The organism is Nostoc favosum CHAB5714 (assembly GCF_020829495.1).
Classification (GTDB): domain Bacteria; phylum Cyanobacteriota; class Cyanobacteriia; order Cyanobacteriales; family Nostocaceae; genus Nostoc; species Nostoc favosum.
This window is the reverse complement of record NZ_JAIVFQ010000004.1, coordinates 1-12414: the sequence shown is the minus strand read 5'-3', so window position 1 is coordinate 12414 and position 12414 is coordinate 1. Positions and strand designations below refer to the sequence as shown.

12 protein-coding genes are annotated in these 12414 nt (G+C 42.4%); 8 read left to right on the top strand and 4 right to left on the bottom strand.

Annotation, left to right across the window (positions count from 1 at the left end; genetic code table 11):
* Nucleotides 1-133 precede the first annotated feature (133 nt).
* Complete coding sequence (locus LC586_RS04300; protein WP_229483259.1) at nucleotides 134-433, bottom strand: coiled-coil domain-containing protein; 300 nt, start codon at nucleotides 431-433, stop codon at nucleotides 134-136.
* Nucleotides 434-589: 156 nt separating this feature from the next.
* On the opposite strand from LC586_RS04300, the gene csaB reads away from it, so the two are divergent.
* The 4 genes from csaB (at nucleotide 590) to LC586_RS04280 (ending at nucleotide 4236) form a co-directional block, all read left to right on the top strand.
* Nucleotides 590-1636 carry a polysaccharide pyruvyl transferase CsaB gene (csaB, locus tag LC586_RS04295; protein ID WP_229483516.1) on the top strand — a complete coding sequence of 349 codons (1047 nt, stop codon included), beginning with the start codon at nucleotides 590-592 and terminating at the stop codon, nucleotides 1634-1636.
* A gap of 183 nt (nucleotides 1637-1819) precedes the next feature.
* Complete coding sequence (locus LC586_RS04290) at nucleotides 1820-3274, top strand: glycosyltransferase family 87 protein (RefSeq protein WP_229483258.1); 1455 nt, start codon at nucleotides 1820-1822, stop codon at nucleotides 3272-3274.
* Between the two features lie 264 nt (nucleotides 3275-3538).
* Complete coding sequence (locus LC586_RS04285; RefSeq protein WP_229483256.1) at nucleotides 3539-3856, top strand: hypothetical protein; 318 nt, start codon at nucleotides 3539-3541, stop codon at nucleotides 3854-3856.
* Nucleotides 3853-4236: an aspartyl protease gene (locus LC586_RS04280; RefSeq protein WP_229483254.1), complete on the top strand. Its 384-nt coding sequence runs from the start codon at nucleotides 3853-3855 to the stop codon at nucleotides 4234-4236. The genes LC586_RS04285 and LC586_RS04280 overlap by 4 nt, the downstream gene beginning before the upstream one ends.
* A 92-nt stretch (nucleotides 4237-4328) precedes the next feature.
* Here the strand turns inward: LC586_RS04280 and pgeF are convergent, their stop codons facing one another.
* Nucleotides 4329-5114 carry a peptidoglycan editing factor PgeF gene (pgeF, locus tag LC586_RS04275; protein WP_229483253.1) on the bottom strand — a complete coding sequence of 262 codons (786 nt, stop codon included), beginning with the start codon at nucleotides 5112-5114 and terminating at the stop codon, nucleotides 4329-4331.
* Between the two features lie 77 nt (nucleotides 5115-5191).
* On the opposite strand from pgeF, the gene LC586_RS04270 reads away from it, so the two are divergent.
* Both LC586_RS04270 and LC586_RS04265 read left to right on the top strand, forming a co-directional pair.
* Nucleotides 5192-6010: a biotin--[acetyl-CoA-carboxylase] ligase gene (locus LC586_RS04270; RefSeq protein WP_229483251.1), complete on the top strand. Its 819-nt coding sequence runs from the start codon at nucleotides 5192-5194 to the stop codon at nucleotides 6008-6010.
* A gap of 90 nt (nucleotides 6011-6100) precedes the next feature.
* The gene (locus tag LC586_RS04265) at nucleotides 6101-7666 is read left to right on the top strand and encodes a M23 family metallopeptidase (protein ID WP_229483249.1); all 1566 of its coding nucleotides are present in this window, start codon (nucleotides 6101-6103) and stop codon (nucleotides 7664-7666) included.
* 106 nt (nucleotides 7667-7772) lie between these two features.
* Here the strand turns inward: LC586_RS04265 and LC586_RS04260 are convergent, their stop codons facing one another.
* A complete protein-coding gene (locus LC586_RS04260) occupies nucleotides 7773-8453 on the bottom strand; it encodes a riboflavin synthase (protein WP_229483248.1) in 681 nt (226 codons plus the stop codon).
* Between the two features lie 340 nt (nucleotides 8454-8793).
* Between LC586_RS04260 and LC586_RS04255 the strand changes: the two genes are divergently transcribed.
* Both LC586_RS04255 and LC586_RS04250 read left to right on the top strand, forming a co-directional pair.
* On the top strand, nucleotides 8794-9291 hold the full coding sequence (locus LC586_RS04255) for a bifunctional nuclease family protein (RefSeq protein WP_012406891.1): 498 nt from the start codon (nucleotides 8794-8796) through the stop codon (nucleotides 9289-9291).
* Between the two features lie 175 nt (nucleotides 9292-9466).
* Entirely contained in the window at nucleotides 9467-10597 is a 1131-nt protein-coding gene (locus LC586_RS04250) for an aldo/keto reductase (RefSeq protein WP_229483247.1), read from the top strand.
* Between the two features lie 419 nt (nucleotides 10598-11016).
* On the opposite strand, the gene LC586_RS04245 is transcribed toward LC586_RS04250, so the two are convergent.
* Nucleotides 11017-11736, bottom strand: a complete 720-nt coding sequence (locus LC586_RS04245; protein ID WP_229483246.1) for a PPC domain-containing protein — start codon at nucleotides 11734-11736, stop codon at nucleotides 11017-11019.
* Between the last annotated feature and the right edge of the window lie 678 nt (nucleotides 11737-12414).

Below are 12414 nucleotides of genomic sequence, written 5' to 3'. Positions count from 1 at the left end.
AAGTTAGGAGTTAGGAGTTAGGAGTTAGGAGTTGGGAGTTGGGAATTATAAGTTAGAAGTTAGGAGTAGCGCTGTTAAGGTGATATGTAGCTTGAATTTTATATTTGTTTAAACAAAATCTTTACTTGTTCTTTTAGAATTTTAAAGATTCCGAGTTCAAAGGCTCAAGTGTCGAGTTCAAAGGCTCAACGTCCGAGTTCAAAGGCTCAACGTTCGAGTTCAAAGGCTCAACTTCCGAGTTCAAAGGCTCAACGTTCGAGTTCAGAGGCTCAACGTTCGAGTTCAAAGGCTCAACGTCCGAGTTCAAAGGCTCAACGTCCGAGTTCAGAGGCTCAACGTCCGAGTTCAAAGGCTCAAGTGTCGAGTTCAGAGGCTCAACGTCCGAGTTCAAAGGCTCAACGTCCGAGTTCAGAGGCTCAACGTCCGAGTTCAAAGGCTCAACTTCCGAGTTCAGAGGAGGTTCTAACTATCTTCTGCACTATTTAAAGTAGAACTTGGCAATGAGTTTACCATCTGTATCAGGGACAGAGATTCATTTAATAATAACTATTAATCTAAAATCCAAAATCTAAAATCCAAAATGGTCAAGATGCGGGCGTTATTGTCTGGATATTACGGTAAAGGTAATGGTGGTGACGAAGCTTTGTTGGCAACGCTTTTGCAAATGTTACCATCTCACGTAACCCCTGTGGTACTTTCGGGGAATCCAGAGGAAACGCGCGATCGCTACAATGTAGAAACCTGCGATCGCATGGCTCCCTTACCTGTACTACAAGCTTTACGCTCAAGTGATGCCTTGATTTGGGGCGGCGGGAGTCTCATTCAGGATGTTACCAGTACCATCAGCCCATTATATTATGGGGGACTGATGGCATTGGCGCAGAAAATGGGTTTGAAAACTGTTGCTTGGGCGCAGGGTATTGGCCCATTAGTGCGTCCGCAAACTCGTTGGTTGGCACGGCAAACCTTTGGTAATTGTACCAAAATTAGTGTCCGCGATCGCGCCAGTGCTGCTTTATTATCTGATTGGCAAATTCCTTGTATTATAGCTCCTGACCCGGTTTGGGCGTTGGAATCTAAACCAGTTCCAGGACTTTGGGATTTACCTGCGCCGAGAGTTGCGGTAACGTTGCGATCGCATCCTCAACTTACAGAAACACGCCTAGCAAACTTAACTCGTGCTTTGGTTGACTTTCAAAAAGCTACGCAGGCTTTTATTTTACTACTGCCATTTCAAAAAAGTGAAGATTTAAGTATTGTCGAAGCCATTCAACCACACCTTAAAGATGTCAGCAAGATTTTGTGTTTGGAAGATCCGCAACTTTTGAAAGGTGTGTTTCGCGGCGTGGAAATGGCAATTGGGATGCGCCTACACAGCTTGATTATGGCAGCATCTGTTGGTTGTCGCTGCTTTGCTCTCAGTTATGATCCTAAAGTAAATCGTCTCATGGAAGACTTGGAAATGCCTGGATGGGATTTAGCTAGTTTACCAGATGACCCCAATTTGATTAGTCTAACTTGGATGGAGCATTACGCTAATGGTGATCCGTTATCACCAGAGCAAATACAATCTTTAGTAGATAGAGCATTAATGCACCGCGAGTTATTGAGCCAAGCTTTTTGTAATAATAATTAAGACTAAAACCCCAATAAGCGGGCGGATTGCACGCAACCGATAACCGCTATGGTAATCAATGGAAGCGGGGTTTTTGGTCAAAATTTTGTAAATTGATTACGGTAAAAAATCAGTAATTTTCACAAGTTCATATACCAGTCATATTGTGTAAAATATACAGACATAAATCTTGAGATTATTCCGATGATAAGCTTTGGCTTTTGGAACCTAATTATAGTAATTTTAGTTGCTTTAGTTCTCAAAAATAATTGGCGATTAGATGATGAAAAGGCAGCCTGGAAAAATTCTTTATTCTTAAAATCTTCACTGATGCAACGGTTGATACAATTTTTTAGTCAACCAATTGTTAACTTCCTCCTCCAAGCATGTGTTGTATTAGTCGTTACAAGATTCCTCTGTTATACAGGTTGGCTAGTTTATTTTCTAAACCAGCCAGATCCACCTTTATGGGATTTTAAATGGTATTATGTGGCGAGTAAATTGGCTCATCAGCATTTGAGTCCTTTTAATTTCGAGATTTTTAATCAAAGTTTTTGTACCATAACTAAGGTGTGTGGCTTTATTCCGCCGTTTGTCTATCCACCTAATGTTATTCCTCTCATCTGGTTTCTCGCTTATTTTTCGATCAATACTGCATTTACAATCTGGCTTGTAATGCATATATTAGCAATCGGTTTGGCTTTATGGGGGGCGAATATCCTGCTGGAGTCGAAGTCACTAGCTTTGAGAACTATTTGCACAATCTCGGTTGTCTTGATTTATGGCGTAGTTCGCGATCTTCAAGTTGGTAATGTTGCAATTTTTATTGCAGTTCTGATCTTATGGATGTTTATCTGGGCTAGAAAACATCAGGATATTCCAGCAGGAGTTTGCTTGGGGCTTGCCCTTTGTAAACCAACATTAGCTGCATTATTCGTTTTATATTTTCTACTTAAAAGACGGTTTTCTCTGGTTTTTGTATCAGTTGTCACAGTAACTGCTCTAGCATTTTTAGGTCTAGCCTTGACAGATAATTCTTTGACACAATTCCTGTCGGATGCATCTCGTGGATTTTCACTCTGGCAAAATGATCCCTCAGTTAGCCCTTATATTTCGATTAGTCGCCTGGATTTGATGGTTGTGGGCCCGAGATTACTTCCCAATAACCCATTCTTTGCCAAGCTTTTTTCAAACTTAATTGTTCTGATACTTGTTGGTTTTGTCGGTTGGTATTGGTATCTACAACAATCTCTCACCGACTGGTCAAAAAATATATATTTAGCAGAAATGGTACTAGTTTGTTGCTTGAGTATTGGCATAAACTATTCACAGGAAACTAGTTCTGTGATGTTAATACCTGCTGTTATTTTTTTGCTAAATGATTTGCTCTATCAGATCAGGCATTGTAAATTCTCTAGGAGAAGAATGTCTATTTGGTTAGCAGGGGTTTGCTGTCTTGCAGTGCAAACAGCAGTTATTCATGGCTGGCTCATCGGCTCTCTAGCAAATCGCTGGAACGTGAAAGCAGGGGAATTGCCATACATTATGAAAATAACTATCTTCGCTCTACCGAGTTATGCGGTTTTAGGAATAACTCTGAGTATTTTAGTCTTAGCAATTAGTTCCCTTCGTCAAAAACAGGTGATGAAATATGATTAGAGAAAATGCAATCTTTGGTGGATGGTGCTTTAATGCACTGTGAGTTGTTGAGTGAAGCCTTGAGTTAAGTTTTTGTCTAGATATGAACAGGGAAAATGGCATATAAAATATATGTGAATGGCTAACAGCTAAAAGTCTATTACCTTACTCAAACACAGCGCTAGTGGTTTGAGTAGAGGAAGAAAACCTAAATCTAGATAGTCTGTGGGAAGTACTCGAAATCACGCCATAATAAAATCACACAAGCGCGTACATTTTATTGATATGACACAGGTATCGCACCCACGACGCACCCGCATTATACAAGCATCAACCTTAGCATCTGAAGAAGTACCCCACTGTCAGGAACAACGTGATGCTTTTGCTATAAAGTGTCGTGCTGTTTTCGAGCGCTTACGTCCAACTCTGATTGAAACGCATTACAACTGGCATATTGCCATCGATCCTAAAACAGAACAGTATCTCATTGACCCAACATTCTTGGGGATAATGCAAAAAATTCATGATTCTTATGGCAACACTAACGAAGTAAAACTCACCATATTCCGACTCAACGATACAGGAACCTGCGGCAGGTTATGATTGTAGGTTCGTTTGGGGATAATGGCGAGCTACTATTTGAAATTGAGCTTGTTGCTGCTAATGATGAGAAATTTTATGTTGAAGCTTTATTCGATACCGGGTTTACAGATGGGTGGTTAGCCATCAATACTCAAGACTTGGAAGTATTGGAGTGGTCATTAATGAGCGCACAAATCGAGATGCAGACAGCGCGAGGGGAAGCACGATTTGATATCTATGAAGGCAAACTCATCATTAACGGAACTGAATTTGTAATTCCCGTTCATGTTGGAGATGATATCCCTGATACCATCATAGGTTCCTTGTGGCTGGACATCATGCAGTTGGTCGTTAACAAACCGAAATGTTTATTAACCCTTGAGATATTGGTGAGCAGTTAAGTTCCCTAAACCAATTCAGTCAAGACTTAGCAAGAATATTTTCCATTCTCCAAGTTCCGATCTTAGATGAGAATCTAATTTGAAAATAGGGGTTACTGATTCGTTTTGCCGCTAACAATCCCTGACCATTGAACTTTTTTCTCTTTCTCCCGGCGGTAAGAAAAGAAATGCTCTGGAGTTTGGAAAGTACAATAAGGTGCGATCGCAATTTGTTCTGCACTGATCCCCATGTTTTCCAGTTGTAAAGTATTCACTCGCCGCACATCAAGCCGTACCTTTCCAGGATTGGGGTCTTCCAGTAAGGGTGAATTTGGTAATTCATGTAATGCTTGAACAATTTTTTGTTCGTCGTTATATGGTATAATACTAGCCCCAATTTCGGCAGCCACCTCTACGGAGACTTGGTAAACCTCACCAGCGATCGCCGGGCCCATCGCAATGCGTAAATTATCGAGTTTGCTGCCTTGAGATTGTAATCGAGCGATCGCTAAGGGGACAATCTTCTTGGCAGTCCCCCGCCAGCCTGCGTGTAATGCTGCCACCCGTCCAGTTTGCACATCCCCAATCAACACGGGTGTACAATCTGCACTAGCTACCCAAACGGCTTGTAGAGGCTGTTCGCTAACTAAACCATCCGCCGATGCTAAATCTTCCTCAGCAGTGCTTAAGAAGCTCTCAACTTGTTGAGGGGTGAGAACAGTATTGCCATGAACCTGCTTTAAGCGATAGACTGATGCCTCTGGTTGCAATACTTCTGTGATAACTTGTGGCGATCGCGGCCAAAACTGCTGGGTAAAGAAGCCATGATGCCAACGTTCCAGAATACTACAAGTTAGATAGGGCAGTCCTTCCCAATTGCGCCAGTGCCAAGTGTGCATCTTCAACCAAACCTAAACAGAAATCACTCATTAGCCAATCAATGCTAACTTGAACAACGGAATTTGGGTTAACTGCTGTGGGATTTAATTTGCAAAACTTGGAAGCAGCCTTGAAAGCAGGGCGTAAGTATACATATTTACCATTTTCCCTCCACTTTTTTGAAAGCGTCTCTTCAACTAACCAAACCCTCTGGAACTTACTCAACCAAGGGGCTATTTCAGGAACAGTAGTAATCGCAACTGTGCAGACTGCTGGGCGGGGACAATGGGGACGTGAGTGGATTTCTCCGGTTGGGGGATTATATGTTTCCGTGGCGATTTCTTTAGACCACAAAATAGAGGCTACTGACAGCTACCAGCTAACTTTTGCTACTGCTTGGGGAATTGCGTCTCAATTGCGCCAATGCGGTGTAGATGTTGGGATAAAATGGCCCAATGATTTAGTTTTAAATGGTCGCAAACTAGGCGGCATTTTGACAGAAACCAAAGTAAACAAAGGACAAATCACCCAAGCAGTAATTGGTGTTGGTATTAACTGGACAAACCCAGTACCCGAAACTGGAATAAATCTGGAATCGTGGCAAGCTTCCCAAGATTTCAGACCAATTTCTTGTCTGGAAATGCTCACCTCTACAGTCTTGCTGGGAATAGAATCCGGTATGGAGTGCCTTTGCCGAGAAGGAGTAAAGGTACTCTTGTCTCGCTATTTAGATTTGCTTATAAATATGGGCGATCGCGTCTACGTCAACAATCTTTCAGGTAAAGTAGTTGGGGTGACTCCTCAAGGAAATTTACGAGTTGATTTAGAAACACATGACACAAAGGAACTAATTACACCGGAAATTTATATTGAACCCGGTACAATCAGTTTGGGGTACCATAAATCTTCCGTTTAAATTTGAGGTTTGTTCAAAATTCCGCTCTTTGGGCAAGACAAACCACTAGCATCATCTCTTTAGGCTAATTACACACAACTGAGAGAACAAATGACGCAGCGCAATAATTCTGCCCCTCATCGTTTGCATTACTTATGGCAGCAAGGTCTAACAAAAAAACGTTTTGCCTCAACACTACCAGCTCAGAGCCTCTGTTGGCTGAGTAGCGTCAGTCTCCTTAGCGGCGGCTTTGTGTTTGCTCAAACGGAAACACAAATAGACAACATAGTTCCCACAGTTGAAAGTTCCCAGCCAACAGCAGTTACAAATCCAGTTAAAAAGCAGGCTGTTGCGCCGGAAGCCGCTCAAGCGCAACCGGAATTTTCCCAACGGCGAGCCAGACTCAGAAAGAGATTAGGCAAGCCAGAGGTTGCTCAATCAAAAGAGCCAGTTAGGCAGTCTACATCCAAAATCGAAGCTGCTCAACCTGTTGTGATTATCAGACAGTCAAAACCCAAGGTAGAAGCATCCCAGGTTACTCCTGCACGGGTGAGACAGGAAAAACCCAATACCCCTTTCCGCTCTTTACCTGAAAAACTTCCAGAAGTTGCTCAACCATCAAATAACTTGAACAGCCCTGTCAGTGCAACGGCGGAAAAAACCAAGGATTATAATAACGCCTATATTGATCCTAATAGTTATGACAGTGGTGCAACAGCTACTTATCAAGCACCAAATTCTGTAATTCTCACAGAACGCTCCAGTGGTTGTCGAGCCATTTTGCCATCAGGGCAAAGTGTATTAGGCGGCGTTTGCGCCAAAGTACCGCAAAGGAGTGTAGCTGATTCTAATAGTAAACCAGCACCTACTTGGCTTAGAAGAAGTCAAAATGCCCAATTACCAGTAGTTCCACCTGTGCGGCAGATTGCATCTTCTACTGGCAAGATCAGCAGATGGCGTAGTACTCCAACTCAAACTGGTTCTAGCGGTGTCACCAAGAGCGGATTTCGCCCTAATCGGTTTATCCCAAGTCCCGGCGAGTTCAGCCCCACGAGAGTAAGTGTAACTCCCATCGCACCCAGTGGCGGTACTTTACCTGCACCAATGGCAGATGGCAACATTGCACCCCGTCCCAGCAACGTCGCTTACGACTTCTCACTAGCATCAGTATTGCCACAAATCCCCTACACGGGGAGAGTTGCCTATAGTGGTACGGGAATGATGTATCCATTGTCTATACCTGGTGCCATTACTTCTGTATTTGGTTGGCGAGTTCATCCAATCACAGGTAATCAACGTTTCCATGCTGGTACAGACATAGGTGCGCCTACGGGTACGCCAGTTTTGGCCGCCGCCGCCGGTCAAGTGGAAACTGCTAACTGGTTGGGCGGTTATGGTTTAACCGTTACTCTGAATCACAAATCGGCTGAACAAACTCTTTACGGCCACATGTCAGAAATTTTTGTTCAACCTGGTCAGTGGGTACAACCTGGAACTGTCATCGGGAGAGTTGGTAGTACCGGGAACTCCACAGGCCCTCACTTGCACTTTGAAGTTCGCCATCTGACAGCGAGCGGGTGGGTTGCTACTGACCCAGGCGTGCAATTACAAAGCGCCCTCAGCCAGGTAGTACGAGGCTTGCAAACTGCTCAGGTAAGCCAAGAACCAGGTAGCTAGAAGAAAGTTAGGAGTGAGGAGTGAAGAGTTATGAATTTAAAACTCCAAACTTCTAACTCCTGTACAGACGCGATTAATCGCGTCTTCTAACTCCTAACTTCTTTAGTTACAAATACCCGTGTTCTGCTAGGAATGCGGGTGTAATGCCATCCATACTAGTTTCATCAGGGGCTGTGGTCTGTGAGTTTCCAGGGTAAACGAATTTTTCGACGTATTTGCCGAGAATATCCCCTTCTAGATTCACCAGACTTCCAGAAACCAAATAGCGAAGATTTGTATCGCTGTATGTGAGGGGAATTACTGCCACCTTGAATTGAGAGAGTTCTGGCTCATAAGCGGCTACAGTAAGACTGATGCCATTGACAGCTATGCTACCTTTGGGGACAATATACCGTGCGATCGCCTCGGATGCAATAAAGGTCATTTCCCAAGAACTAGCCGTTTGTTCTGCTACTAGCAATCGACCGATGCCGTCTACATGACCCATCACAAAATGACCGCCAACTTTACTGCCCACCCTTAGCGACGCTTCTAAATTGACATATCTCTGTTGCGTTTGCTCACCTAAGAGAGTTGTGCGGCGTAGAGTTTCCGGTGAAGCAGTGGCAATAAACCCGTCTTTTAAAACTTTTTCTACTGTCAAGCAAACGCCATCTACTGCAACACTGTCACCATAAGCCAAATCTTGCATAATTACTTCACACGAATGGCTTACACAAGTAATTTGCCAAGAATCGCCCCCTAAGGGTTCCATCGTTCCTAATGCCTGGATTAATCCTGTAAACACGGCTTTTTTGTCAAACTAACTCTATTTATTGTCTATTTTTGCTTAAAATCAATTGGTAATTATCACAGAAATCTCGAACATTCAAGTATATTTTCTGACTTTTTTTCGCATAGGGATATTAACACATTAGCATCCTTCACAAGGCATACTTGGGTAAGAAGGTTATTGTCTTAGAAGACCAATTTGACTTACTCTGGTTTTCACCACAAGTTCGGAGTTTAATAGAAGCAATTATAGAGAACGAATGCTTATGTTTATTACTGTCGCCAAACCGCCAAAAAAGGGGTACTATTTGTTACACAGCATCCAAGGCTCTCGAAGCATTGTAGAGGCTTAGGCAATGATTGAAATGAAAGTCGCTGGCATAGCATTAGATGCCATAACCCGCAGCCCGATCGTACTTTTGAAAGATTCTTCAGATCGGCGGGCTTTGCCAATTTACATCGGTCAGGAACAGGCTAGGGCAATTATGGGTGCGCTGGAGAATCAGAAGCCTCCCAGACCCTTAACCCACGACCTGATTGTGAATCTTCTAGAGACTTGGAATATGACTCTAGAAAAGGTAATTATTCATTCCCTGCAAAAGGATACATTTTATGCGGCTTTAATTGTCCAGCAAGGCGAGGTCAAAAAAGAAATTGATGCGCGTCCTAGCGATGCGATCGCCATTGCCCTCCGTACAAATACCCCCATCTGGGTAATGGAAGAAGTGATTGCCGATGCTTCTATTCCTGTCGATCGCGATGCAGATGAAGCCGAACAGCAAGCCTTCCGTGAATTTATTTCCAATCTCCGTCCTGAAGATTTGATTAAGCGCTTTGGTAATGGCGACAGTTAAAAAAGTTATGAGTTATGAGTTATGAGTTATGAGTTAGGAATTATGAGTGATTTTGCTTCAACTCCTAACTCCTAAGCAAAAAAAGCTAGGAGTTAAGAGTTATGAATTACTTCCTTCAACTCCTAACTTCTAACTCCTAACTCCTAACTCCCTAACTCCTAACTCCTTGTTAAAGATGCAATACCGACGCTTTGGGAAAACGAATCTGCGCCTCTCGGTTTTTTCCTTGGGAACAATGCGCTACCTGGCTTCTTTTGAAAATGCTCACCAGACCATTGAACAAGCCTTAGCGCTAGGAATTAATCATCTAGAAACCGCCAGAGGTTACGGCAAAAGTGAGGAGTATCTTGGTAGGGCGCTAAAAGCTGGGTTGTCAGTACCCCGAACGAGGCTTTATGTCACTACCAAAATCTCAGCCACAGCAGATGCTGACACCATGCGTCGGTGCATCGACGAATCTCTAGAACGATTACAGCTAGATTATTTGGATTGCTTGGGAGTTCATGGCTTGAACACCTGGCAACATTTAGAGTGGGTGCAAGCCAAAAATGGCTGTATGCAAGCCGTAGAGGAAGCTGTTGCTGATGGTCGAGTGCGACACGTTGGTTTTTCCAGCCACGGGTCATTAGAGGTAATTCAGGCAGCAATTAATACAGATTTTTTTGAATTTGTCAATTTGCATTATTACTATTTTTTCCAACGGCACGCACCAGCGATTCAACTAGCTGCCGAAAAGGACATGGGCATTTTCATTATTTCCCCTGCTGATAAGGGGGGACGGCTCTATACACCACCGCAAACTCTCAAAGACCTATGTTACCCGTATTCACCCCTAGAGTTAAATTATCGATTTTTACTTGCTGACACCCGTATTAATACTTTGAGTATCGGCCCAGCAAACCCAGATGAATTAAGAGAACCTTTACGAATCGCTGACTATGATGAAGAGTTAACATTAGCAGAAAATTCTGCTTTTGAGCGATTAGAAAATCACCAAAAAGTTGCTTTAGAAACTGATAAGTGTAGCCAGTGTTATGCTTGTTTGCCCTGTCCAGAAAATATCAATATTCCAGAGGTGTTACGGTTACGAAATCTTGCAGTGGCATACGATATGACTGACTATGGGCAATATCGTTACGGAATGTTTGAAAATGCTGGTCATTGGTTCCCTGGAATGAAAGCCAACCGTTGTACAGAATGTGGTGACTGTTTGCCTCGGTGTCCAGAAAAGTTAGATATTCCAGCTTTGTTGGAAGATGCTCACCAAAAATTAAGTGGGAAAACAGGTAGGAGATTGTGGGGATGAAAATGTAAACAGGAGTCAGAATTCAGAATATCCGTTAAGGGACTTCCAGAAAATAAAATATACAGATATAGGACTAGCCCTTTCAAGGTGACTCGTAAAATAAGATTGTTTTTCTCAGCGCTCTCTGTGCCAATATCTGTTTTAAAGTAATTTATTTAACCGCAGACCACAGATAACACAGAGATAAGAGATTAAAGAAGAATTTATGGACTAAAATTTCCACCCATCTTGAAAGGGCTAGTCCTAAGATAATTAAAATGATAATCATTATTAATTATGGGGAAGGGAGAGGTTGGCAACGGCAACCTCTCCCTTTTTGTAGTAAATTCAATGATGATTCAATTTTGTGATGTTTGAGGTGTAAATAGATGATTCCAATGGGCTTTTTTATTACTTTTCAAACATCATCTCACAGTTAGCTATACAGGAGTTGCATTCAGGCTATAGTTGATGGGGTCGCCGGAGAATTGATAGACCTGGACAAAGTAGTTATCACCAGGATTCAAAAAATTGGTAATTACATCATTTACACCAGGACCAGCAGATGAAGCGGCAATAACCTCGCCAGGATCAACCACTAAATTGCTATTAATATCCTGAATAAGTCGGAGATCAGGATCAAGAGACTCGACCGGATCGAGGGTAAACCTGAAACTGCCAGCCGTGTCCACAACGAAATTATAGATATCAGAGGTATCATTGTTACTCAAGGAGTCCTTAAAGTTTCTTGAACTCGTTAGAACGCCAAGCAGGACATCGCTGCTCAGGAGGTTACTGGGTGAGTTCAAGGCAGTGGTTGATAGCCTCAAATCATATCCACTATTACTAGAAAACGGATCAACTTGAGCTACGTAAGGTCCTGCTGCCTGGTTTGCAATGTTAATTCCTTCATCAAAGGTGCCACTACGAGATGAAGTACCAACCTCTGTGTCAACACCATCAACAATTCCATTACTGTTCAAATCCTTAAACACTTTGACATCAGCATTACCGCTTAAGCCAGTGAGAGCCAAGTTGATATTACCACCGCTACTAGGTAGGCTGAAACTAAAGGTGTCTTGCGGGTCGAGGTCGCCAACAAAGTTGCTAATAACGGCTGGGGTATTACTGAGTGTACCAAGGCTAAATTCTGCTGCCATTTTCTTACTTCCTGAGATATTCTAAATGATTTTTGATACAGAATACCAAGCAGATAGGAAAACTCACTTTGAAGCACTGCTCCCGAAGCACTGCTCCCGCTAACTAGAGTGTTAGCTGAATAATTATAGCATGATATGTGCTGTAAGTAATTCTCAAATCTTGGCGTTCATTTAAAACTGCAATACTCTACCTACGCTCTACAGTTCATGATAAAATTTAATAAGTGTGAGTTAGATTAAGATTAAGTTTTGCTTATGAGTTAATTAAACTTTTCTAGAGTTATTTCAAGCTATAAAGAAGCATTTATTTTTTCTTCAAAAATTAATTATTGCTTAATACTCGTAACTATCTATACGATTGCTCATTTACCCCCAATACCCATGAATGAAATCAATAAGGGACTTCCAGAAAATAAAGTATACAGATAATTATTTTATTTTTTTGAAGTCCCTAACCTAAGCATGGGAGTCACCACCCAGTCGTACACTTGTCATTCTGACTCCTGGCTTCTGAGTTCTTTGTTGTTAAAATTATATAAAGATTAAAAGAGTTAGCTATTACGCCGTAAGCCTCCCACTAAAACGGTACTCCGTTTAGTGGTGAGATATAAGGCGGTTAAAATTAACGCGACCTCCAACCAATTCAATCCGCAGGATTGACAGGGAGGGGGTCAGTGT